The sequence below is a fragment of the Candidatus Pelagibacter sp. Uisw_134_02 genome (genome assembly GCF_047720265.1).
In the GTDB taxonomy this organism is placed as follows: Bacteria; Pseudomonadota; Alphaproteobacteria; order Pelagibacterales; family Pelagibacteraceae; genus Pelagibacter.
The window spans coordinates 674704-697023 of record NZ_CP159813.1; the positions used below are offsets into that span (position 1 = coordinate 674704).

23 protein-coding genes, 1 tRNA gene and 1 riboswitch are annotated in these 22320 nt (G+C 29.8%); of the genes, 10 read left to right on the plus strand and 14 right to left on the minus strand.

All coding sequences use genetic code 11. The annotated features are described in order from the left end of the window. Positions 1 to 55 precede the first annotated feature (55 nt). The 6 genes from ABXT56_RS03760 to ABXT56_RS03785 form a co-directional block, all read right to left on the minus strand. Positions 56 to 1981: a TonB-dependent receptor plug domain-containing protein gene (locus tag ABXT56_RS03760; protein ID WP_415299390.1), complete on the minus strand. Its 1926-nt coding sequence runs from the start codon at positions 1979 to 1981 to the stop codon at positions 56 to 58. A gap of 61 nt (positions 1982 to 2042) precedes the next feature. Further along, positions 2043 to 2171, minus strand: a riboswitch (adenosylcobalamin-variant (AdoCbl-variant) riboswitch). A 90-nt stretch (positions 2172 to 2261) separates the two neighbouring features. Further along, positions 2262 to 4643 carry an endopeptidase La gene (gene lon, locus ABXT56_RS03765; RefSeq protein WP_415299391.1) on the minus strand — a complete coding sequence of 794 codons (2382 nt, stop codon included), beginning with the start codon at positions 4641 to 4643 and terminating at the stop codon, positions 2262 to 2264. Positions 4644 to 4705: 62 nt separating this feature from the next. Next, a complete protein-coding gene (gene clpX, locus ABXT56_RS03770) occupies positions 4706 to 5974 on the minus strand; it encodes an ATP-dependent Clp protease ATP-binding subunit ClpX (protein WP_415299392.1) in 1269 nt (422 codons plus the stop codon). A gap of 89 nt (positions 5975 to 6063) precedes the next feature. After that, positions 6064 to 6675 (minus strand): ATP-dependent Clp endopeptidase proteolytic subunit ClpP, encoded by a 612-nt coding sequence (clpP, locus tag ABXT56_RS03775; RefSeq protein WP_415299393.1) that lies wholly within the window; start codon positions 6673 to 6675, stop codon positions 6064 to 6066. A 32-nt stretch (positions 6676 to 6707) separates the two neighbouring features. Next, positions 6708 to 8141 carry a trigger factor gene (tig, locus tag ABXT56_RS03780; protein WP_415299394.1) on the minus strand — a complete coding sequence of 478 codons (1434 nt, stop codon included), beginning with the start codon at positions 8139 to 8141 and terminating at the stop codon, positions 6708 to 6710. An 18-nt stretch (positions 8142 to 8159) separates the two neighbouring features. Beyond that, a tRNA-Leu gene (locus ABXT56_RS03785) sits at positions 8160 to 8244 on the minus strand. Between the two features lie 100 nt (positions 8245 to 8344). Between ABXT56_RS03785 and ABXT56_RS03790 the strand changes: the two genes are divergently transcribed. From ABXT56_RS03790 to ABXT56_RS03800, 3 genes are read left to right on the plus strand one after another with little or no spacing between them, the layout of a single operon-like run. Beyond that, the gene (locus tag ABXT56_RS03790; protein WP_415299395.1) at positions 8345 to 8596 is read left to right on the plus strand and encodes a DUF1289 domain-containing protein; all 252 of its coding nucleotides are present in this window, start codon (positions 8345 to 8347) and stop codon (positions 8594 to 8596) included. Further along, complete coding sequence (locus ABXT56_RS03795) at positions 8589 to 8759, plus strand: hypothetical protein (protein WP_415299396.1); 171 nt, start codon at positions 8589 to 8591, stop codon at positions 8757 to 8759. Before ABXT56_RS03790 ends, ABXT56_RS03795 begins: the two co-directional genes overlap by 8 nt. Further along, entirely contained in the window at positions 8746 to 9180 is a 435-nt protein-coding gene (locus tag ABXT56_RS03800) for a hypothetical protein (RefSeq protein WP_415299397.1), read from the plus strand. The genes ABXT56_RS03795 and ABXT56_RS03800 overlap by 14 nt, the downstream gene beginning before the upstream one ends. Here the strand turns inward: ABXT56_RS03800 and ABXT56_RS03805 are convergent. Beyond that, positions 9177 to 9323 carry a hypothetical protein gene (locus ABXT56_RS03805; RefSeq protein WP_415299398.1) on the minus strand — a complete coding sequence of 49 codons (147 nt, stop codon included), beginning with the start codon at positions 9321 to 9323 and terminating at the stop codon, positions 9177 to 9179. The two genes, ABXT56_RS03800 and ABXT56_RS03805, sit on opposite strands and share 4 nt — an antisense overlap. A gap of 46 nt (positions 9324 to 9369) precedes the next feature. Here ABXT56_RS03805 and ABXT56_RS03810 point away from each other — a divergent pair, with 46 nt between their 5' ends. Further along, positions 9370 to 10044, plus strand: a complete 675-nt coding sequence (locus ABXT56_RS03810) for a uracil-DNA glycosylase (RefSeq protein ID WP_415299399.1) — start codon at positions 9370 to 9372, stop codon at positions 10042 to 10044. Here the strand turns inward: ABXT56_RS03810 and ABXT56_RS03815 are convergent. The 7 genes from ABXT56_RS03815 to ABXT56_RS03845 all read right to left on the minus strand — a co-directional run bounded on the left by ABXT56_RS03815 (position 10041) and on the right by ABXT56_RS03845 (position 16891). Beyond that, positions 10041 to 10463, minus strand: coding sequence for a YbgC/FadM family acyl-CoA thioesterase (locus ABXT56_RS03815; RefSeq protein WP_415299400.1), 423 nt, complete (start codon positions 10461 to 10463; stop codon positions 10041 to 10043). The two genes, ABXT56_RS03810 and ABXT56_RS03815, sit on opposite strands and share 4 nt — an antisense overlap. 198 nt (positions 10464 to 10661) lie before the next feature. Continuing rightward, on the minus strand, positions 10662 to 11306 hold the full coding sequence (locus tag ABXT56_RS03820) for a DUF3047 domain-containing protein (RefSeq protein ID WP_415299401.1): 645 nt from the start codon (positions 11304 to 11306) through the stop codon (positions 10662 to 10664). A 200-nt stretch (positions 11307 to 11506) separates the two neighbouring features. Next, entirely contained in the window at positions 11507 to 12253 is a 747-nt protein-coding gene (locus tag ABXT56_RS03825; protein ID WP_415299402.1) for an SDR family NAD(P)-dependent oxidoreductase, read from the minus strand. A 4-nt stretch (positions 12254 to 12257) separates the two neighbouring features. Further along, a complete protein-coding gene (locus tag ABXT56_RS03830) occupies positions 12258 to 13715 on the minus strand; it encodes a cytosine permease (protein WP_415299403.1) in 1458 nt (485 codons plus the stop codon). 25 nt (positions 13716 to 13740) lie between these two features. Then, positions 13741 to 15075, minus strand: coding sequence for a TRAP transporter large permease (locus ABXT56_RS03835; protein WP_415299404.1), 1335 nt, complete (start codon positions 15073 to 15075; stop codon positions 13741 to 13743). Then, positions 15075 to 15722 (minus strand): TRAP transporter small permease subunit, encoded by a 648-nt coding sequence (locus ABXT56_RS03840; RefSeq protein ID WP_415299405.1) that lies wholly within the window; start codon positions 15720 to 15722, stop codon positions 15075 to 15077. The genes ABXT56_RS03835 and ABXT56_RS03840 overlap by 1 nt, the downstream gene beginning before the upstream one ends. Before the next feature lie 74 nt (positions 15723 to 15796). Then, positions 15797 to 16891 (minus strand): TRAP transporter substrate-binding protein, encoded by a 1095-nt coding sequence (locus ABXT56_RS03845; RefSeq protein WP_415299406.1) that lies wholly within the window; start codon positions 16889 to 16891, stop codon positions 15797 to 15799. Positions 16892 to 17041: 150 nt separating this feature from the next. On the opposite strand from ABXT56_RS03845, the gene ABXT56_RS03850 reads away from it, so the two are divergent. Genes ABXT56_RS03850 through ABXT56_RS03875 form a run of 6 tightly spaced genes read left to right on the plus strand, consistent with a single transcriptional unit; the run spans position 17042 to position 22319 of the window. Then, the gene (locus ABXT56_RS03850) at positions 17042 to 18637 is read left to right on the plus strand and encodes a GMC family oxidoreductase (RefSeq protein ID WP_415299407.1); all 1596 of its coding nucleotides are present in this window, start codon (positions 17042 to 17044) and stop codon (positions 18635 to 18637) included. Continuing rightward, on the plus strand, positions 18637 to 19230 hold the full coding sequence (locus tag ABXT56_RS03855; RefSeq protein WP_415299408.1) for a TerC family protein: 594 nt from the start codon (positions 18637 to 18639) through the stop codon (positions 19228 to 19230). Before ABXT56_RS03850 ends, ABXT56_RS03855 begins: the two co-directional genes overlap by 1 nt. Next, complete coding sequence (locus ABXT56_RS03860) at positions 19227 to 19994, plus strand: SDR family NAD(P)-dependent oxidoreductase (protein ID WP_415301383.1); 768 nt, start codon at positions 19227 to 19229, stop codon at positions 19992 to 19994. Before ABXT56_RS03855 ends, ABXT56_RS03860 begins: the two co-directional genes overlap by 4 nt. After that, entirely contained in the window at positions 19994 to 20758 is a 765-nt protein-coding gene (locus ABXT56_RS03865) for an SDR family NAD(P)-dependent oxidoreductase (protein WP_415299409.1), read from the plus strand. Before ABXT56_RS03860 ends, ABXT56_RS03865 begins: the two co-directional genes overlap by 1 nt. Continuing rightward, a complete protein-coding gene (locus tag ABXT56_RS03870) occupies positions 20758 to 21543 on the plus strand; it encodes a M23 family metallopeptidase (RefSeq protein WP_415299410.1) in 786 nt (261 codons plus the stop codon). The genes ABXT56_RS03865 and ABXT56_RS03870 overlap by 1 nt, the downstream gene beginning before the upstream one ends. Beyond that, positions 21543 to 22319 carry a fumarylacetoacetate hydrolase gene (locus ABXT56_RS03875; protein ID WP_415299411.1) on the plus strand — a complete coding sequence of 259 codons (777 nt, stop codon included), beginning with the start codon at positions 21543 to 21545 and terminating at the stop codon, positions 22317 to 22319. Before ABXT56_RS03870 ends, ABXT56_RS03875 begins: the two co-directional genes overlap by 1 nt. The last annotated feature ends 1 nt before the right edge of the window (position 22320 follow it).

Below are 22320 nucleotides of genomic sequence, written 5' to 3' on the forward strand. Positions count from 1 at the left end.
TTGATTACAAGAGTTATATATCTTAAGATTTTTAATTACCTCCCCACTCATACAACTAAAATGACTTATTTAAACCAACATTTATTGTTCGAGGTGTACCAGTGTAAAGATTTGCATTTTCATAATTTTTATCTAATAAATTCTTAAGAGAAAAATCTACATAATAATTATTATTAAGTTTGTAAGAGCTTTTTAGATCTACAAAAAAATATTCATCAAGAATCTGATCTCTATAACTTTGATCTTTAGTTCCATAGTCTCTAGTTCTTCCTTTATATGTTAATAATAAAGAGCCATTTAAACTTTTGTTAAATTCATAATCAATTTTTGAACCAAAGGCATGTAAAGGTACACGAACCATTGCACTATCTATAGGCCCATTACTTAAATCTAGACAACTTGTATAGCCATACGCATCTTTTAATGGCTTATCACAATCCATACCTGAATAAGATTTTGTATATGTATAATTAAAGTCAATATTTAATTTGTTATTATCAGTCCAATTTGTGGCTAACTCAATACCTTTGCTTGTATTTTTACCACCAGCAAAATTTTGTTGGATGAAGTCAATATTTGAACCCATCAATGGGTCTTCAATTTCAATATCAAAGTAAGTAATATTAAATCCTAAATCTAAAGTATCAAAATAAGTTTCATAACCGATATCAAAACTAGATGTTCTTTCAGCATTTATATTGTTTGAAGATGTTCTTGAGTACGCGTAACCATTACTTTCGTATAAAGACGGAAATAGAAATCCAATTCCATATGAGGATCTAATTTTACTATTACTACCTAGATCATATGCTCCTGTAGCTCTGTATGATTGTTCGTCTCCTGCACTTGTATGTTTGTCATTTCTACCCCCAATAGTTGCATAGATTTTTTCATAAGGTCTAAACTGATAGTCAATATACTGAGAATAGATTTCTGCACCAGATGTTAGCTTAAATTTATCACCAGCACGTTCATGATCAAATTCTGCCCTAAGAAACTCTACGTCTGTTCCATAGATTATTTTACTATCTAGATTAAGATTATATTCACCCAAATAAGTGTATATATCTTTAGAGCCTGCAAAATCATTTTCTTTACCAGTAGCCTTTGTTGCTTTTCTTGTTGAGCCAGATTTGCTAAACCCAAAAGTATTTTTAAAGTTATTATTAATGTTTTTAAATTTAAAACTATAGTGAGCCTCAATATCATCAGTTTGAGGTTTTAAATCATCCTGTCCATTTGTAGGACTATCATATTTTAAAAAGCTATCAGTGACCCTTAAAGAATTTTCGATTGTATTATTATCTGAAATTTTATAACCATAATTCGCTGTTACACTATTATTTTCATAAGGATCCTTTTCGGTATTATCGTTATTCATTGCTGAAATACCATCAGTTGAATAATAATTAAAACCTACATAATAATTTTGTTTTTCATCTGCTCCATCAAATGAATAAAAAACATCTTGCGTATTATTTTCACCGGCTCTTACAATGGCCTCTTGATGTTTGCCTAATTTACCTTTTTTAGTAAAAATGTTGATTGTTCCACCAACAGCACCATTCCCATAAAGTGAACTCTGACTTCCCTTTAAAATTTCAATTCTATCTATAGAATCTTTAAATAAACCTTGTGAATAAAATCCATTATCAGACGCTGAAGGATCATTCATTTTTACTCCATCTATATAAACAGTCGAGTAACGTTTTGGTAAGCCTCTCAATTGAATACCGGTATTTGTTCCTTTTCCACCCAACTGGAAAATATTTAATCCTTGGACCTCAGCACCCAAAAGATCAGTTAAAAATGAGTCTGAAGAATTTTGAATAGTTTCAGAGTCAATAACGGTCACTTGGCTACCAACAGTACTGTATGACTGAGGATTTTTTCCAGCAGAAATAACAATTACAGGAATTTCTTTCGAAAAAATAGCGGTTGAAAATAAAATAAAATATAATAATAAAAATACTCTTAACATCATTCAACATACCTTTTTTTTATTCTATAAATATAGAACAGGTTAATTTATGCCGATGTTAATTAAAATTGTAGAACTAGACTTTTCCTGGCCATTGTTCAACAGCGGGCTATATTGGGTGGCACTCGGACTTTACCGTTGCAGGAACAGCTAATGATTTACACATTAATTCCCCACCAAGATACAATACTCCTGTTAAATATTTCAAAAATAAACAAAAGTCAATCTAAAAAAATAAATGTAGATTTTTTTTTATATTACAATTTTCGAATTTTAATAGTTATTGAATGCTAGCTTGAGATTTGTCATCTGGTTTAACAATTTTTTCTACCTCAACCCATTCAACTCTCTTTAGCTCTTTTGTTAGGGCAATTTTTAAAACTTCATCAGCATGCTCAACAGAAGTAATCTTTATGTCATCTATAATTTTTTTTGGCATATCTACAAGATCTTTTTCATTTTCTTTTGGTATCAAGACTTGTTTAATTCCAGCTCTATGTGCCGCAAGTAATTTTTCTTTCAAACCTCCTATAGGTAAGACCTGTCCAGTTAGAGTAACTTCACCCGTCATAGCCACATCTCTTTTTACAGGATTATTTGTGATTGCAGAAACTATAGAGGTAACCATACCAATACCAGCTGATGGTCCATCTTTAGGTGTTGCACCTTCAGGTACATGAATGTGAAAATCTTTTTTTTCAAACAAAGGAGGAATAATTCCATAATCTAAACTTTTAGATCTAATAAAAGATTTCGCAGCTTTAATTGACTCTTGCATAACTTCACCTAGTTTTCCAGTAATTTGCATTCTACCTTTTCCAGGCATAATAACGGTTTCAATTTTTAGAATCTCGCCACCATACTCTGTCCAAGCTAGACCAGTAACTACACCCACTTTATGTTGGCTTTCCAATTCTCCAAATTTAAATTTTTGTATTCCTAAATAATCATGTAAATTCTTTAGATCAATTTTAACTTCTTTTTCTTCTCCAGTTACAACTTTTTTAACAACTTTTCTTGCAACCTTCGAAATCTCTCTTTCTAAATTTCTTACTCCAGATTCTTTTGTGTAGCTTCTGATAATTTCTTTAATAATATCTGCTGACAAAGTCATTTCTTTTTCTTTAACACCATTATCTTTAATTTGTTTTGGTAAAAGATATTTATTAGCAATACTTATTTTTTCATCTTCTGTATAGCCAGCTAATCTTATAACTTCCATTCTATCTAGAAGTGGTGGCAAAATATTTAATGTATTAGCTGTTGTTACAAACATAACATCGGACAAATCATAATCTACCTCAAGATAGTGATCGTTAAATGTAGCATTTTGTTCAGGATCCAATGCTTCGAGCAATGCAGAAGAAGGATCTCCTCTATAATCATTTCCAATTTTATCAATTTCATCAAGAAGTATTAATGGGTTTTTAGTGCCTGCTTTCTTCATCATTTGAATAATTTTTCCTGGTAAAGAACCTATATAAGTTCTTCTATGACCTCTAATTTCTGCTTCATCACGCATTCCACCAACAGAAACTCTTACAAATTCTCTATTCGTCGCTTTTGCAATTGATTTACCTAGAGATGTTTTTCCAACCCCAGGCGGTCCTACTAAACAAAGGATCGGACCCTTAATTTTTTCCATTCGTTTCTGAACTGCTAAAAATTCTATAATTCTTTCTTTTACTTTTTCTAAACCAAAATGGTCTGCGTCAAGTACTGATAATGCTTTTTTAAGATCAATGGCAACTTCACTTTTCTTAAACCATGGTAAGTCAATCATCCAATCAAGATAGTTTCTAATAACTGTTGCTTCTGCAGACATTGGACTCATATTTTTTAATTTTTTGAGTTCAGACATACATTTTTTTTCTACATCTTTTGGCATTTTAGCTTTTAAGATCGATTTATTTAAACTCGATGTTTCATCTTTTCCATCTTCAATTTCACCTAGTTCTTTCTGTATAGCTTTAAGTTGTTCATTTAAATAATATTCTCTCTGAGTTTTTTCCATCTGAGTTTTAACTCTTCCTCTTATTTTTTTTTCAACACCAATAATACTGGTTTCATTTTCCATGATCTTAATAATAGAATTAAGTCTTTTTTTAACATCAATTGTCTCAAAAATTTGTTGTTTTTCGGAGATAGTAGCTGTCAAGTGCGACGCAATATTATCAGCAATATGCGAGGCATCAGTTAACTTTTTAATATTGTTAATTGTTTCACTTGAAATCTTTTTATTAATTGAAGTTAATTTTTCTAATCTTCTGACTGCTGTCATTGCTAGTGGAATTAAATCTTCATCTTTAACAAAAACATCATGATAATGTGCATATTCAGTAATAATAAATTTTTCATTATCTTTAAAATTTAAAATTTTAACTCTTTTACTTCCTTCAACTAAAACTTTTACTGTACCATCAGGTAACTTCAATAATTGTAAAATATTTCCTTCACAGCCATACATAAAAACATCTGTTTTTTTTGGATCATCTATTTCAGAATTTTTTTGTGTTACAAGAATAATTTTTTTATCTTTTTTCATCACTTCATTCAAAGCGGCAATAGACTTATCTCTTCCAACAAATAATGGTATGACCATATTTGGGAAAACAACAATGTCTCTTAATGGTAACAAGGGTCGTTCAATTTTAACATCCATTATCTAAATATGGATATTAAACGAAATATTGCAATAGCTATTTAATAGTTATTAACCTTTAGTTAAGCAGCAGAAGTTTTATCTGTCTTTGTTTTAGTAGTATTTTTTGAATGAACTATAATAGGTTGAGATAGACCTTTGGCCGCACTAACATCTACAATCACTTCCTCTATATTTTCTTGACTTGGCAGATCATACATAGTTCTTAATAAAATATTTTCTAAAATCGATCTAAGTCCTCTTGCACCAGTTTTCTTATTAATAGCTTTTTGCGCAATTTCTTTAATAGCATTGTCTTTAAAGTTTAACTTAGCACCATCTAATTTAAATAGTTCTTGATATTGTTTAATTAAAGAATTTTTTGGCTCTTGTAATATTTTCACTAAAGATTTCTCATCTAAATCCTCTAAGGTGGCTATCATTGGTAATCTTCCTATAAATTCAGGTATCAAACCGTATTTTAATAAATCTTCAGGCTCTAAACTTTTCATCCATTCACCAGTTTTTTTGTCATCTGTTTTTTTTACATTCGCACCAAAACCAATAGAAGTTCCTTTGTCTCTTTGAGAAATTATTTTATCTAAACCAGCAAATGCTCCTCCACAAATAAACAATATATTTGTTGTATCTACTTGTAAAAATTCTTGTTGAGGGTGTTTTCTACCTCCTTGAGGTGGAACACTAGCAACAGTTCCTTCCATAATTTTTAATAATGCTTGTTGCACACCTTCACCAGAAACATCTCTAGTTATTGATGGATTTTCTGACTTCCTACTGATCTTATCAACTTCATCAATGTATACAATTCCTCTTTGGGCTTTTTCAACATTGTAATCTGCAGCTTGTAATAATTTTAAAATAATATTTTCAACATCTTCTCCAACGTATCCTGCCTCTGTAAGTGTAGTAGCATCTGCCATTGTAAATGGCACATCAAGAATTCTAGCTAAAGTTTGTGCTAATAAAGTTTTTCCACAACCAGTAGGTCCAACTAGAAGAATATTTGATTTAGAAAGTTCAACTGTTTTACTAGTCTTATTTTCATAATTTAATCTTTTATAATGATTGTGCACAGCGACTGATAAAACTTTTTTTGCGTGAGGTTGACCAATAACATAATCATCTAAAACAGTGCAAATTTCTTTTGGCGATGGTAGTCCATCTTGGTGTTTAACAAAACTATCCTTGCTTTCTTCTTTAATAATATCCATACAAAGCTCAACACATTCATCACAAATGAAAACTGTTGGTCCAGCAATTAATTTTCTAACTTCATGTTGGCTTTTGCCACAGAAAGAACAGTAAAGAATATTTTTATTACTACTAGTCATAATTTTATAAACGAATCAATTGGAATACTTTAATATAGATAGCTGATACTAATCAAGTATCTACTTACGACTATTCAAGATGTTGTGCTTTAAGATCTATTTTCCACTACTTCGTCAATCAAACCAAAGTCTTTTGCTGAATTTGGGGTCATGAAATTATCTCGTTCGAGTGCTTTCTTAATATCATCAACTGATTTATTGGTATGTTTCGAATAGATTTCATTAAGTCTTTTTTTTAGTGCCAAAACTTCATTGGCATGAATTTCAATATCTGTAGCTTGTCCTTGAAATCCTGCTGAAGGTTGATGGACCATTATTCTAGAATTTGGCAATGAAAATCTTTTACCTTTTTTTCCAGCAGATAATAAAAAAGAACCCATTGAAGCAGCCTGGCCAATGCATAACGTTGATACATCAGGTTTTATATATTGCATTGTATCATAAATACCCAAACCAGCTGTAACTAGTCCACCAGGACTATTGATATATAGATTGATTTCTTTTTTTGGATCTTCTGACTCTAAAAATAAAAGTTGCGCTGTAACTAAAGATGCAACATTATCATTAATAGGACCTACTAAAAAAATAATTCTTTCTTTTAAAAGCCTTGAATAAATATCATAAGCTCTTTCACCTTTGTTTGACTGCTCCACCACCATTGGGACTAGGTTATTCATTTCTTCAGAAAAATATTTTGTCATAAGTTGATTCTTTTAACTTATACAACTTGTGATTACTTTTTGCTAACTTTTTTTACTTTGGTTTCTTTAGATTTTGAAGTTTTTGGCTTGGCTATATCTTTTTTAGTAGTAACTTTTTTAGTGTCAGCTTTTTTTTCCTCTTTATGGTCATGATCATGACTGTGGTCATGTTCTTGTTTTTGATATTCTTTTATAATTTTTTCTGCTTCCTCTTTGCTTATTTCTTTTTTATTAGCTTTTGCTTTTGCTTTAATTGAGTTAATAATTTTTTCTTCATATACCGTACCTCTTAAACTTGCCAAAGCTTGAGGATTTTTTTTATAAAACTCCATAACCATCTTTTCTTGACCTGGCATCATCCTAAGTTGTTTTTGTACTTCAGCCTGAATTTCTTGCTCAGTAACCTTAATCTTATTTTGTTCACCAAATTCATTTAAAACCAATCCAACTTTAATTCTTTTTTTTGCAATGGCTTCAAAAATTTTTCTACTTTTTTTAGCATCATCTTCACTCATGCCTTGAGCTAATACTTTAACTTCTTCTTCTACTAAATTACTAGGAATCTCATCAACTTTAAAATTTTCAACTTCTTTTAAAATTTGAGTTTTAGCTATTTTGTCTAAGGAATTTTTGTACTCATCATTAATTTGCTTTGAAACTAATGTTTTTAAATCCATAAGATCTTTTGCACCTAAATTTTTAGCAAAAACATCATCTATTTTTATTTCTTCAGATTTTTTTACAGCTATGATCTTACAAATAAAATTAGCTTTCTTCATTGCAAATTCTTTTTGTGGATAGTTTTCAGGAAGTGAAGCCTCTACCAATTTCTCATCATTTTTTTTTACTCCAACTAATTGTTTATCAAAACCTTTTATAAATAAATCTTTACCAAGTATTAATTGTGTATTTTTCCCTTCACCCCCAGTAAAATCTTTTCCATCAATTGTAGCCTTGTAATCAAAAATTACAGAATTACCTTCAACAGCCTTAACATCGTCTGCAACATCTTTAAAATTATTCTGACTCTTCGCTATTTCTCCAATTCTTTTGTTAGTTTCTTTTGGATCAATTTTAACAGAATATTCATCAAATTTAATGCTTTCTACTGATTTCAGTTCTACTTTAGGAAACTCTGTTACAGAAATTATATATTCTAAATCTTTATCTTCTCCGTAAGTTTTTAAATCAAGCTTAGGTTGACCAGCTGGTTTTATTTTATTATCCTCTAATGCTTTTGTTGATGAGTCCTTCAACACTTTGTCTAAAACCTCACTAAAGATTGCTTGTCCAAACTGTCTTTTTAGAATTTCCTTAGGAACTTTTCCTGGCCTAAAACCTTTTAGGTTAACAGTATTTTTAATCTTTTCATATTTTTCATCCATGTGATTGTTCATAGTTTTTTTATCTATGAAAACTTTAATGTCTTTATTTAAACCTTTTATGTTTTCTATTGTTACTTTCATAATTTTATAACTTTTGTATGGTAGGCGAAAAAGGACTCGAACCTTCACATCTTTCAATACTGGTTCCTAAGACCAGCGCGTCTACCAATTCCGCCATTCGCCCAGAATTTAAATCGGTTTATATATTATTGCTATCATTTGTCCAATGACAATAATTGTAAAATATATTAATAATTAATTGTAATTGCAGATAATTTAAAAAAATGATTATTTCACCATGTATAAGTATATGTAAAACCGACCCCCAAACTGGATATTGTTATGGCTGTGGAAGAAGCAATGAAGAAAAAAAAAATTGGAAGCTAGAAAGCACCTCTAGTCAGTGGAAAAATGACAATTTAATAGAAATTCAAAAAAGGCTTTCTGGTTGGCAATTAGAAAGCTTTAAAGATTCATACAAGCACAAAATAGAGAATGGAGTTTCTCTTTTTAAAAAAAATTTAAACAATGAATAAATCTACAATAGCTATATTAATCTACATATTGGGACTAATTTTTGGAGCATTAGTTTTAAATATGTGGAGTGCTAATACAGGTTCTAAAACTTTCATAGGAATTATTTGGACGGCAATTTTATTAATCGCACTATTTTATGCAGAAAAAAATGAAAGAAAATAATTTCAAAATTAAGTTCTTAATCTACCTTTTTTTATTAGTTAATTTTCAAACATCAATTTTTTCAGAAATAATGATATTAAAAGAATGTAAAAACTTTAAATATAGTTTTATAAAAAATGAATATATCTTAGATTTTGAAAAATCTTTGATGACAAGAAATTTTGTTTATGACAACAAAACATTTAAAAAACTTAAATTAACTGACTTAAGTATAAAAAAAGAAAACTCAATAGAAAAATTTATATATGAGGATAATAATTTATTTTTTACAGATAAAGTTGGATATCCTCAATTTTATACACAATTAGTTTTTGAGAAAAATAATCCAAAAATAAAAATTAAAACAGTAATAAATAATGAAGAGGCTCTTACTCAAGTATCAACCTGCAATAAAGTAGAGGTTTTTGAAAAAGAAAGTTAAGATTTTTTATTTTTAGCTGTGGTCTTATTAAGTTTATTAAATAAATTTAATTTTTTTGCTCCAAATTTAGTATTTGTAATATTACTTCTATGTTTAGCAAAAGCTTGCTTTTGGGCTGACTTCATTGCTTTTTTTGATGACATATAATCATTCTATATTTTTTAATAATAAAATATAGTTTTAATTATTATGAACCTAAAATTTAAGAAATTAAATGATACAATAATTAAATGTAAAAAATGTCCTAGGCTTACAAAATTTAGTAGAAAAATTTCTAATACAAAAAGAAAACAAAATATATCAGAGATCTACTGGGGAAAACCAGTAACTGGTTTTGGAGATGTTAATGCAAAATTAATGATTCTTGGTCTTGCACCAGCAGCACATGGTGGAACAAGAACTGGTAGAGCATTTACTGGAGATAGGTCTGGACATTTTTTATTTAGCTGCCTACATAAAGTAGGGATATCTAATTTATCTTCATCAACACATAAAAAAGATGGTTTAAAACTTTACAACACTTACATCACCAATATATTAAAATGTGTTCCTCCTGGTGACAAACCATTAAATGAAGAATTAAATAATTGCTCAAATTATTTTGCTAATGAAATTAAGAATTTAAAAAACTTAAAAGTTATAATAACCTTGGGCAAAATTGCTTTTGATAATTGTATTAAATTTTATAAAAAAAATTTTACAATAAATCAAAAATTAATATTTAAACACGGCGCTAAATATAGACTTCCTGATGAAAAAATTTTAATTCCTTGTTATCACCCTAGTCCTCGAAATGTTAATACAAAAGTTATTGATAATAAAAAGATGATAAGTTTACTTAGAGTTGCTAAAAATATACTCTAAATTTTAATACTATCACAAAAGTAAGGTTTAAAATCTTGAAATAAATTATTTGGTATTTTTATAGGTTTGCCATCCTTATTAACAAAAACCAAATGTACTTTTGCTTCAGCTATTAAATCTTCTCCTCTTGATATAAATTGGTTCATATAAAAAGATGTTTTTGTAACTGATTTTACAAAAGACCTAATAACTAACTCTTCTTCAAGATAAGCTGAAATTTTGTATTCAATATTGCATGATTTGACTATAATTAAAGCTCCAAAATTTTCTTTAATTTTTTTATTACTAAAACCCAGTTTAACTAAAGCTTCTGTTCGAGCTCTTTCAAGAAATTTTAAATAATTGGCATAATATACAACGCCACCTGCATCAGTGTCTTCATAATACACTTTAAGTTTATGATAAAAGTTTTCGTGCATTTTATATATTAACAAAAAAAAAGTTATTTAACAGCAAACTAAAATATAATATTTTTCATGAAGATTTATTTAATATGGTTAATTGGTGTTATTGTTTGAATTTTGGAGTACCCGATGCAGCACCAATAGAAGATGTTATTATTGTTTTTATTTTTGTCAATTTTAAGTATCAGTAATAAAAAAATTATTAAATAATTTTTATTTTGCTGAAAAATAAATACTTTGATAATAAGATATAGCTTTTAATTTTGAGTTATCTGTGTCTGTCATTATTGCAACTCCTGATATATCTAAAACCTCTATACCATGTAGCCTCATAAAATCATCTTTAACGTTAGCTTTAACTGTAACCCATGTATTCAAATTATTTTTTGTTGAAGACAAAACATAATCAATTGACTTTTTTGTATAGGGGCTAGGCCAATTTTTTCCAACTTCATTATTGCTAGAAAATACATAATTTATTGCTCTATTTGATAGGGCCGTAGACCCAGTTTTTTTTATTACAAATACTCTGGCAGCATAATCATGTCCTTTTTTACTATTTTCTACTATGCCTGATAAATCTTTTTCAACTTTCCAGGTAATATTGATAAAAGGGGTTTTTAATAGATTAATTAAAACTTCTTTACCTAATCCAGAACCTTTACCTTCAGCTTCAGCTTTAATAAAATTACCATTTTCATTAGCACCAAGTGTCCAAGTCGTTTCACCTTTATATTTTTTTCCAACTTCTAAAGTTCTGAATTCTTCCTCTGTAAACTCAAAAACAGTGACTTTTTCAGCAATAAGAATATTTGAAAATAAAAATGAGAAAAACAATATTGCAAGAAATTTTTTCATAAAGAGAATATATAACTAAAGTTTTTTAAAAAACAACATTTGAACATAGTTTAACCAACCTATGATCAATATTTAATATTAAAAGAAAAAAATGAAATCAATTTCTATATTTATACTTCTAATTTATTGGTCAATAATCTTGTTAGCGCCTGTTATTTCAAAAGAAAACAAAATTGATTTAATAACTTTAAAAACTACACTTAATAAGTAGATCTACCACCACTAATATCAAAAACAGCCGCTGTTGAAAACGAGTTCTCTTCTGATGAAAGCCAACAAATTAGAGATGTAAACTCTTCTATCTCTAAAAATCTACCCCTTGGCACTTTTGATAACATTCTAGCCACATGTTCTTTTGACATTTGGTCTAAAATTCTTGTTTTAGCCCCCGCTGGAGTAACAGCATTAACAGCAATATTCTTGTCAGCTAACTCTTTACCAAGTGATTTAGTTAATCCGATAGCTCCTGCTTTTGCCGAACTGTAAGCACTTGCATTAGCGTTTCCATCTTTCCCAGCAACAGAGGCAACATTTACAATTCTACCATAATCATTTTTAATCATATAAGGTACTACAGACTTACAGCAATTAAATGTACCCATTAAATTAATTTGTACAATTTTGTTCCATTCATTAACGTCATAATCCCAAAGAGTGGATGTTGATCCAGTAATACCAGCATTATTAATTAAAATATCTATATTTGATGATTTTGCTATTATATCTACAGCTTCTTTAACATTTTCAAAGTTAGAAACATCAACAATATTATATGAAAGATTTGTATCATTTACTGTTTTAGCTGCTTTTTTCAATTCATTTTCATCAATATCCCAGATAATAGCTTTTGCACCAGATCTTAAAAAACGTTTAGCAATATCCAATCCAAAACCTTGAGCACCTCCAGTAATAATTGCTGTTTTACCCTTTAAGTCAAATTGATGCATAAGATTATTTACTAGCTAACAAATAGTAAGTCAATGAAGAGATAAATGCACCAATAATCCAAGAGAAAGAATGAAAATTCATTAAACTTTCGTTCCAAATTGTTGAGGCTGCAAAAATAAAACCTATAACTAAAGAATAGATTGCTTTGAAGTGCCAACCGTTAGTGTAAAAATATAAATCATTACTTTCTAAAGAAAAAATAGCTTTATTATCTAAATTAGTTTTTTTAATAATATAATAATCAACAATTATAATACCAAAAAGAGGTCCAAAAAAAGCACCAAAAGTATCTATAAAAGCTAAAATTCCAATTTGACTTAAAAGTGGTAACCAAAAAATACCTATTAGAAAACCAAAAAGCGCAATTATTATTGCTGAGGTTTTTAAATTAAGTTTTGTTGGTATAATATTTAAAAGTATATTTTGTGTTGGTACATAATTTGCAATTAAATTTGTAGATACAGATGCAAAAATTATAAAAAATAAGACTATTACAGTTAACTCAGTGTTATTTATTTTTCCAATTATATCTGTTGGATTTGTCAAAATTCTTTCCATAACTTCCAAATTTTTATTTAAAAAAATGTCTGCTCCAATAACAATAAATACAGCAAAAAAAGAAAATATTAATAAGTTTATGATTAAACTTGAGTTTCCTTTTTTTAATTCATTTTCATTTTTTACATATCTGCTAAAATCACCAAAGTTTACGATTATAATTGAAAAATAAGCAAAAATAGTTCCTGTAACTGTAATTAATGGAACTGTATTATTTTTATCAAATAGATTGTTAATTGAGAAAATGTCTGCAAAAGCTGCAAAAGTAACCTTAACATCATAGAGAAATACAGTTAAAAAAAATACAATCATACCTAAATAAACAGTTACGGCCGAAAACCTCATGATAGATCTGTTAAATTGATGAGATTTACTAAATAAGAAAGTTTGTAAAAAAATAGCAAAAATAAACGCTATCCAGTCAATAATGTTCAATCCTAAAAGAAAAATTAGAAAGATATCATGATTTAAAAAAGTACTTTCAAAAGAAAAAATAATAATTCTTATTAAAAAACTAAACAATCTTGATAGAAAATATGTTTGAATACCAAACATAAAAATACCAACCAAGCCTCTGAAGAGACCAAAATACTTCGCACCTTTTATCCCCAGAGAGCTTCTTAGGATTACTGGAAAAGGTAAACCATATTTTTGTGAAGGTTTTCCTATCAGGTTGGCTAAAAAATAAACAAGAAAAGATGCTATAAGCGTTCCTAATAAAACAACAAATATATTTAATTCATAAACTAGATAAAGCGATGCTATTAAAGAAAAACCAATTACGCTTTGAATGTTACATCCCCAAAAGCAGAATAAATCTTTCCAATCCCAAATCTTGTCGTTAGGATTAACTGAAACCAATTCCCAGTTAATAAGGCTTTTTTTTGATTTAATTTGATTCACTTATTAGATAATAAACTAATAAATTCTACTGTCCATATAGATAGGTTGGAAGCCATAAAGCTATCTGTGGGAATGCGATAATTAAAATTAACCCAATTACTTGGATTACCATAAATTGCATCATTCCATAGTAGATATCTTTTAAATCCCACTCTGGAACTACACCTTTTAAAAAGTAAGCTGATAAGGCAACTGGTGGTGAGAGCCAGGCAGTTTGAAGGTTTACTGCAACTAAAATTGCAAACCAAGTTAAGTTAAATCCTAAAGCTTCTACCAATGGTAATATAATTGGCACAATAATCATTACAATTGGTACCCATTCCAAAGGCCACCCTAAAAGAAAAATCATAGCCATTATCATTGCTAAAATTAAATATCTATTCATTTCTAAGCTAAGTAAAAATTCGGTAAGTAACATTGGAGTTCCCAATCTGGAAAATACGGCTCCAAAAAAATTTGATGCAGCAACTAAAACCATAATTAAAGCAGAAATTTCTAATGTTTTAACAAGAGCTTCTTGTAATTTTCCAAGTGTTAATTTCCTATATGCCAAAGCTAGAAGTAAAGAACCCATGGCACCACAACCTGCCGCTTCTGTAGGTGTTGCAAAGCCAAATAAAATACTTCCCAATGCAGCAAAAACTAGCGCTGCTGGTGGAACTAAACCTAAAAAGAACTCGATCCAAACAGCTTTAATGCTAGTTGCTCTTAATTCTTTTGGTAAAACTGGACCTAAACTTGGATCTATCCAGCATCTAATTGTTGTGTAAGCAGCGTAAAGTGTTGCTAATAATATCCCTGGAATAATTGCTGCTGCAAATAAATCTGTTACAGGAATTTCCATAATAGGTCCCATTACGACTAACATAATGCTGGGTGGTATTAGAATTCCAAGGGTGCCCCCGGCTGTAATTGTACCAGCTGCCAATCGAACATTGTAACCTGATTTGTTCATTGATTTTGCAGCCATGATTCCTAAAATTGTTACTGAGGCACCAACGATACCTGTTGCAGCTGCAAAAATAACTGAAACAAATAGTACGGCGTAATATAAGGAGCCTCTTACTTTAGCTAACATTAATTGAAATGCTGAAAATAATCTTTCCATTAAACCAGCTTGCTCCATCATAATACCCATAAAGACAAAAAGAGGTACAGCTGCGAGAGTTTGTTCTGTCATGACCATAGAAAATTGTAAGGTCATTAAATAAAATACTAGCTTACCAAAACCTAAATAACCAAAAAAAAATCCTAAAAATATTAAGGTAAATGAAATAGGAAAACCTACAAATATTGAGAAAAGCATTACACCAATAAGTATAAAACCTAAGTATGCGGGGTTAATTAATTCAGCTAACATTATTTTTCTCCTCCTGGCCACACACCTTTTGTTGCTGCCCAATAACTTTTAAATAATTCAGAAATCCCTTGGACTAATAAAAATACTATTCCAAGCCATAAACATGACTTGATTGGCCACATAAAAGGCATCCACGCAGTATCCATACCTTTTTCACCTCTCATAATTGACTCCTGAACAAATCCTGTTGTCATGTATAAAAAAACAATTAACCCAGGAAAATAAAATAATAAATAAAGCCAAAAATCTACTCTGCCTTGAGTTTTAGTTTTAAAATTTCTATATAAAAAATCTGCTCTTATGTGAACACCTTTTGATAGGGCATAACCAGCCCCTAACATAAATAATGCACCGTATAAAAATCTACTCATGTCATATGCCCACATTGTTGGAGCATTAAAAAGTTTTCTGGCCAAAACCTCATAAACCATTGCAAATATCAATGGTATAGTAATCCAACAAACTACATTACCAATCCATTTATTAGCTAGATCAATTTTTGTAATAGATGATGCCATCCATTTTGGCATATCTTTTGGCATTGGACCAGAACCACCACGCCTTTCGGCAATCATTTCATCTGAAATATCTAGCTTCAAAGGTTTGATTTGTTCTTTAGGAATTTTTGAATCGTGATTTTTTGGCATAAATAAAATCTCTAAAAAAAAACTAAAGCGGACTGTTAAGTCCGCTTCAGTTGCAATTACTTTTTATCTAAATACTACTTTAATGTCTCTGCGTGAGCCATTCCTAGCTTAGCATTAGACATTTGAGATCCAGCCCAAAAAGGTACAGCTATATCAGCAAAGTCTTTTTGTGACTGCCATACTTTAGCAAAAAATGGGTTTTTAGCCGCATTTTTTTCTAAACTAGCTTTTGCTGCAGCCATATACGCTGGAAAGTAGTCAGCAGGAGTATCATGTAAAATTACACCATGCTTCGTAGTCAACTCTCTTAGAGCTTTTCCATTTTCATATATTCTGTAACTCATTGATTTTGATAAAGATGCATTCGCAGCAACTTCTAAAGCTTTCTTTTCAATTGCAGACATTTTCTTGTAAGTTTTGCCTGTAATATAAAAGTCAGCATTTACTACTACTTGGTGAAGACCTTGTAGGTAGTAATGTTTTAGAACTTTCTGAAAACCAAATGTCATATCCGGTTTAGGACAACACCATTCAGCAGCATCAATTGTTCCTGCTTCAAGAGCTGGTAAAATATCTCCACCACCCATTGCTACAGAAGCTACACCAATATCTTTATAAGTTTGTCCTGGAATTCCTGGAGGAGTTCTGAATTTATACTTTCTAAAGTCGGCCATGCTGTTAATTGGCTCTTTGAACCAACCTAAAGCTTCAGGGCCTACTGGTTGTAACATAAAGCCTTTTATGTCTCTTCCCATTTCAGTCCATAGTTGGTCATAAAGTTCTTTACCACCACCATACTGAAACCATGATAAAAATGCGATATTATCAATACCAACACCTGCACCTGCTACTGGAGAACCAAATAACATAGCTGCTGGGTGATCGCCTGACCAATAGTGAGTCCAAGCAAAACCACAATCAATTAATCCTTTATCAACTGCATCTAAAGTTTCTTTTACACCTACTACCGATCCAACGGGCATAAGTTCGAACTTAAGTGAACCTTGTGTTAATTCAGTTACCGTGTCAGTGAAATCTTTCAACATTTTTACTTCATCTGATTTTGAATTAAGTACAGTTTGGCACTTAAGAGTTTTTGCAGAAGCTCCAGTAACTGTCATAACAGTTAAAAGAAGAGTTCCTACAACTAATGATATGATTTTTTTCATATTATATATTTCCCTCTTGTTGTTTTTTTATAAAAAGAACCTTCTCAAAAATTTAAAATTAAAACAACTACTAATATACTAAAAGTAAAACTTATAAGTGTTGGTAACACTGGTATTTTTAATTTTTACCATTATAAGGATTCTAATCTAATGGAAAATTTTGATTATATCATTCTTGGAGCAGGATCTGCAGGATGTGTCCTTGCAAATAGATTATCTGAAAATCCAAATCATAAAGTCTTACTTTTAGAGGCTGGTGGGAAAGATAATAATCCATGGATACATATTCCAGTTGGTTATTTTAAAACGATGCACAACCCTAATACTGATTGGTGTTATCGAACTGAGCCAGACGAAAGTATGAATAATATATCAATAAGATATCCAAGAGGAAAGACTTTAGGTGGAAGTTCATCAATCAATGGTCTCTTATATATAAGGGGACAGCATCGAGATTATGATATTTGGAGACAGTCAGGAAATACTGGTTGGGGATGGGATGATGTTTTACCTTATTTTATAAAAGCAGAAAATCAAGAGAGAGGTAAAAGTGAGTTTCACGGAATAAATGGACCTTTATCTGTTTCTGACCAAAGAATACACCTTCCTCTTTTAGATGAATTTCAAAATGCAGCAGAAGAATTTGGTATCCCTAAGACAAAGGATTTTAATACAGGTGATAATCACGGATGTGGTTATTTTCAAGTAACACAAAAAGATGGATTTAGATGTAGTACTTCAGTTGGATATTTAAATCCAATTAAACATAGAAAAAATTTAAAGATTATTACCAAGGCACATATTAAAAAGATAAATTTTGATAACAAGACTGCTAAAGAAGTTGAATTTTGGCATGGTGATGAGCTTAAAAAAGTGAAGACAAATAGAGAGATCATTATATCTTCTGGCACAATTGGTTCACCTCAAATTTTACAAGTATCAGGAATTGGTAATCCAGATAAACTAAAAAATCTTGGTATTGATTTGGTTCAAAATCTGAACGGCGTTGGTGAAAATCTACATGATCATTTAATGTTAAGGCCAATTTATAAAGTAAATGGCCTTAAATCACTTAATAAGAAAATTAACAGTTTGTTTGGTAACTTAATGATTGGGTTAGAGTATGTGTTTAATCGTAGTGGTCCAATGACAATGGGTGCTAGTCAACTTTGTATGTTTGCTAAAAGCAATCCCTCTTTAGAGCTTCCTGATTTACAATGGCATGTTCAACCAATGAGCATGGATACCTTGGGTGCAACTAAAAATCATAATTTTCATGCATTCACCCCTACTGTTTCAAATATTAGACCCACAAGCAGAGGTCACGTAAGTATAGTTGATAAAGACTCAAGAACTTATGCAAAAATTAAACAAAATTATTTATCGACAGATCATGACAGAATGGTTGCAGCAAAAGGACTTAAACTAACAAGAAAAATTATATTAGAATCAGAAACTTTTAAGAAATATTCACCTGAAGAGTACAGACCAGGAATAAATATTAATGATGATGAAGAACTAGTTAAGGAAGCCTCAAACTATGCACAAACTATATTTCATCCAGTTGGAACATGTAAAATGGGTCAAGACGGTATGGCGGTAGTTGATGAAAAATTAAAAGTTAGAGGCATTAAGAACTTAAGAGTAATTGACGCTTCTATTATGCCCAACATCACATCAGGAAATACAAATGCACCTACAATAATGATTGCAGAAAAAGGTGCGGATATGATATTAAACAGCTAATGTTTTCAGAATTGTTTGGAGCTGAACAGCTCATCATTTTAGGTCAAATTATATTCATAGACTTAGTGTTAGCTGGCGATAATGCAATTATAATTGGTATGGTTGCCTCTAAATTTCCAGTTGAACAAAGGAAAAAAGTAATTTTCTGGGGAATTGGTGGAGCAGTAATTTTAAGAATTATCTTAACCATTTTAACTGCTTATTTATTACAAATAACAGGATTAAGACTTATAGGTGGATTACTTCTTCTTTATATAGTCTACAAACTTTATACAGATGTGATCAAGGGTCAGTCAGGTGAAGAAAATGTTAAAGTAGATAATTCAAGTTTTGTGAAAGCAATTTGGACAGTTTTACTTGCTGATTTTACAATGAGTTTAGATAATGTTTTGGGTGTAGCTGGTGCTGCGGGTGATCATTATGTTTTGTTAATTTTTGGATTAGCTTTATCGATTGTTTTAATGGCCACTGCAGCAAACTTAATATCTAGATGGATTAATGAATATAAGTGGATAGCTTGGGTCGGTTTGATTGCTATTTTAATTGTAGCAATTGATTTAATATACACTGATATAAATATACTTTTATTATAATGTTTAAAAAAATTGATCTTAAGAATAAAACTGCTTTAGTAACGGGAGCTGGAAAAGGACTTGGTAAAGCTTGTGCAATAGCTTTAGCTGAAGCAGGTGCAAAGGTTATTATAATCAGTAGAACTTTGTCTGACTTGACAAAAGTTGAAAAGTTAATCAAAAAAACTAAAGGAACATGTTTAAAATTTGAATGCGATGTAACTGATCTTAATAAATTTAAAAATATTTTAAAAAAAATTAAAAAATTAGATGTTTTAGTAAATAATGCTGGGAATAATAGACCAGAGCATTTTACACAAGTTAAAAAAAAAAATATGGAATATCTAGTAGAATTAAATATGAAGGCAGCATTTAACGTTGCTCAAATATGCTCTCAAAAAATGGTTAAATCAAAAGATAGAAAAAAAATTGGTGGTTCTATTATCAATATGTCTTCTCAGCTAGGAAGAGTTGGTGCTCCAATAAGAAGTGTTTACAATATGACTAAATTTGGCTTAGAAGGTTTAACAAGAGGTATGGCTATAGAATTAGCAAAATATAATATTAGAGTTAATAGTGTATGTCCTACATTCGTAGAAACTCCTATGGTTAAAGTTTTTTTTGAAAATAAAAAATTCAAAAAACAAGTTTTAGAAAATATTCCACTGGGAAGAGTTGCTCAAGAAAATGATGTATCAACAGCAGTTGCATTTTTAGCTGCAGACAGCGCAAACTCAATTACAGGCACATCTTTAATGGTTGATGGGGGATGGACTGCAAAGTAATGCCTAAATTTTTAAAAGATATTAATTTAAAAGGTAAAGTTGCAGTGGTGACTGGCGCAACGAAAGGCATTGGTAGATCAACAGCAATTTCATTACATCAAGTTGGAGCTTCAATTATAGCTATTGGTAGAAACAAGAATGATCTCAGCTCATTAAAAAAAAAATTAAAAATAAGAATTCAAACAATTATGTGTGATGTAAACGACTATGAAAAAATTAGTAGAGAAATTAACAAAATTAAAAAAATTGATATATTAGTAAATAATGCAGGTACAAATCTACCAGAACCTTTTTTAAAAGTTAAAAAATCTTCATTAGAAACTCTATTGGATGTCAATATTAAAGCAGCTTTTAATATAGCTAAACTTTGTACCGACAAAATGCTGAAACTTAAACGTAGAAAAAATGTTGGTGGCTCGATAATTCACACGTCTTCTATGTTTGGTCTTGTGGCTGGTCCCAATAGATCTGTTTATAGCATGACTAAATTTGGGATTGAAGGTTTAACAAAAGGAATGGCCGTAGACCTAGCTAAATTTAATATAAGAGTTAATAGTGTTTGTCCTACTTTTGTCGCAACACCTAGAGCAAAAAAATATTTAGCCAATAAAGAATTCAAAAAATATGTATTAAGTAATATTCCACTTGGAAGAATTGCAACAGAGAGTGATGTGGCAACAGCGATTACTTTTTTAAGTTCTAATGCTTCTTCTATGATAACTGGAACAAACTTAATCATAGATGGTGGATGGACTGCAAAGTAATGAAAAAAACTTTATGTATTTTATTTCTTTTTATATTTAATCAAGCAACTGCTATTGAATTTAATGGAAAATTTATTCAAGGACATTTTATTATTGGAAAAACAAATCCTAATACAAAAATTTTAATTGATAAAAAAAAAGTTAAAGTAACTCAAGATGGTTATTTTGTATTTGGTATTGAAAAAGACAGAAAGCTCGATATTGTAATTATAGAAGGTGATGAAAAGATTGTTAAAAAAATTCAAAAACGTAAATATGATATTCAAAGAATAGATAATCTACCAAAAAAGAAGGTTACTCCTCCTGAAGAGTTTTATGTAAGGATAAAAAAAGAAAACAAATTAATAGCTGACGCAAGAGAAATTGAAAGTGACTTACAGTTTTTTAAAGAAAAGTTTATTATCCCTGTTGATGAGGCAATAGTTACTGGTGTTTATGGTAGCCAAAGAATATTAAATGGAATACCTAAATGGCCACACTACGGTTTGGATTTTGCTCAGAAAAAAGGGACGCCTATTAAAGCAATGAATAATGGAATTGTTACTTTAGCTGAAAAAGATTTGTTTTATACTGGTGCCACTCTAATTTTTGATCACGGTCATGGAATTTCAACCCTATATATGCATATGGATAAAATTTTTGTAAATGTTGGTGATCATGTTAAAAAAGGAGATATTATTGCAACTGTTGGATCTTCAGGAAGATCAACAGGTCCTCACTTGGATGTGAGACTTAATTGGTTTGGCACTAGACTAGACCCGGCAACTATATTAGATATCAAATAATGAAAAAAACCTTATTAGAGAAAACAGCAAACAAATTAGTTAATGCTTTTGTTAATAATAAAATAATTGCACCATTGCCGTCAAAATTTACAAAAAAATTAAATGAAGCAGAAAAATTAAGAAAACTATGTGAAAGTAAAATATCTGACCCAATAATTGGATTCAAGGCAGCAGGAACTGGAATACCTGTAATGAAAAAACTTAAAGAAAAAAGCCCATTTTATGCTGCTATTTTCAAAAAGAATTTTTTAAAAAGTGGTCAAAAAGTGAAGATTAATAGATCTACTTTAGGAATTGAGCTTGAAGTTTGTTATCTAGTTAAAAAATCTTTTTTTTTTTCTAAAGGTTTAATTACCACAAAAAATATTACTAAATATATTTCGCATATGGCAACCTGTATAGAAGTTGTTGGATATAGACAAAGAAAAAAAGGAATTACAAGTTTTGGTGACTTATGTAGTGATTTTGGTGCTAATGTTAAATTTCTCATTGGAAAAAAACAAAAATTTAAAAATATTAATATAGGTAATTTAAAAACAAATATTATTAATAAAAAAATTAAACAAAATGTTAATGGAAATACAAACACTGTTTACGTAAATCCTTTAAACTCACTTAGATTTGTACTTAATAAGCTTAAAAAAGACAAAGTAAATCTTAATAAAAACTTTTATGTTTTTACAGGTTCTACAGTAGGTGTTGTGCCAATTTTGGGAAAAGGTTTATACACTGGAAAAGTAGATCAACTTGGTTCTGCTAAAGCAATTATTTATTAAG

Bases quoted from the DNA above. Each gene is read 5' to 3' on its own strand.
- ABXT56_RS03760 (WP_415299390.1), bottom strand. From the start codon at position 1,981: ATGTTAAGAGTATTTTTATTATTATATTTTATTTTATTTTCAACCGCT.
- lon (WP_415299391.1), bottom strand. From the start codon at position 4,643: ATGGATGTTAAAATTGAACGACCCTTGTTACCATTAAGAGACATTGTT.
- clpX (WP_415299392.1), bottom strand. From the start codon at position 5,974: ATGACTAGTAGTAATAAAAATATTCTTTACTGTTCTTTCTGTGGCAAA.
- clpP (WP_415299393.1), bottom strand. From the start codon at position 6,675: ATGACAAAATATTTTTCTGAAGAAATGAATAACCTAGTCCCAATGGTG.
- tig (WP_415299394.1), bottom strand. From the start codon at position 8,141: ATGAAAGTAACAATAGAAAACATAAAAGGTTTAAATAAAGACATTAAA.
- ABXT56_RS03790 (WP_415299395.1), top strand. From the start codon at position 8,345: ATGATTATTTCACCATGTATAAGTATATGTAAAACCGACCCCCAAACT.
- ABXT56_RS03795 (WP_415299396.1), top strand. From the start codon at position 8,589: ATGAATAAATCTACAATAGCTATATTAATCTACATATTGGGACTAATT.
- ABXT56_RS03800 (WP_415299397.1), top strand. From the start codon at position 8,746: ATGAAAGAAAATAATTTCAAAATTAAGTTCTTAATCTACCTTTTTTTA.
- ABXT56_RS03805 (WP_415299398.1), bottom strand. From the start codon at position 9,323: ATGTCATCAAAAAAAGCAATGAAGTCAGCCCAAAAGCAAGCTTTTGCT.
- ABXT56_RS03810 (WP_415299399.1), top strand. From the start codon at position 9,370: ATGAACCTAAAATTTAAGAAATTAAATGATACAATAATTAAATGTAAA.
- ABXT56_RS03815 (WP_415299400.1), bottom strand. From the start codon at position 10,463: ATGCACGAAAACTTTTATCATAAACTTAAAGTGTATTATGAAGACACT.
- ABXT56_RS03820 (WP_415299401.1), bottom strand. From the start codon at position 11,306: ATGAAAAAATTTCTTGCAATATTGTTTTTCTCATTTTTATTTTCAAAT.
- ABXT56_RS03825 (WP_415299402.1), bottom strand. From the start codon at position 12,253: ATGCATCAATTTGACTTAAAGGGTAAAACAGCAATTATTACTGGAGGT.
- ABXT56_RS03835 (WP_415299404.1), bottom strand. From the start codon at position 15,075: ATGTTAGCTGAATTAATTAACCCCGCATACTTAGGTTTTATACTTATT.
- ABXT56_RS03840 (WP_415299405.1), bottom strand. From the start codon at position 15,722: ATGCCAAAAAATCACGATTCAAAAATTCCTAAAGAACAAATCAAACCT.
- ABXT56_RS03845 (WP_415299406.1), bottom strand. From the start codon at position 16,891: ATGAAAAAAATCATATCATTAGTTGTAGGAACTCTTCTTTTAACTGTT.
- ABXT56_RS03850 (WP_415299407.1), top strand. From the start codon at position 17,042: ATGGAAAATTTTGATTATATCATTCTTGGAGCAGGATCTGCAGGATGT.
- ABXT56_RS03855 (WP_415299408.1), top strand. From the start codon at position 18,637: ATGTTTTCAGAATTGTTTGGAGCTGAACAGCTCATCATTTTAGGTCAA.
- ABXT56_RS03865 (WP_415299409.1), top strand. From the start codon at position 19,994: ATGCCTAAATTTTTAAAAGATATTAATTTAAAAGGTAAAGTTGCAGTG.
- ABXT56_RS03870 (WP_415299410.1), top strand. From the start codon at position 20,758: ATGAAAAAAACTTTATGTATTTTATTTCTTTTTATATTTAATCAAGCA.
- ABXT56_RS03875 (WP_415299411.1), top strand. From the start codon at position 21,543: ATGAAAAAAACCTTATTAGAGAAAACAGCAAACAAATTAGTTAATGCT.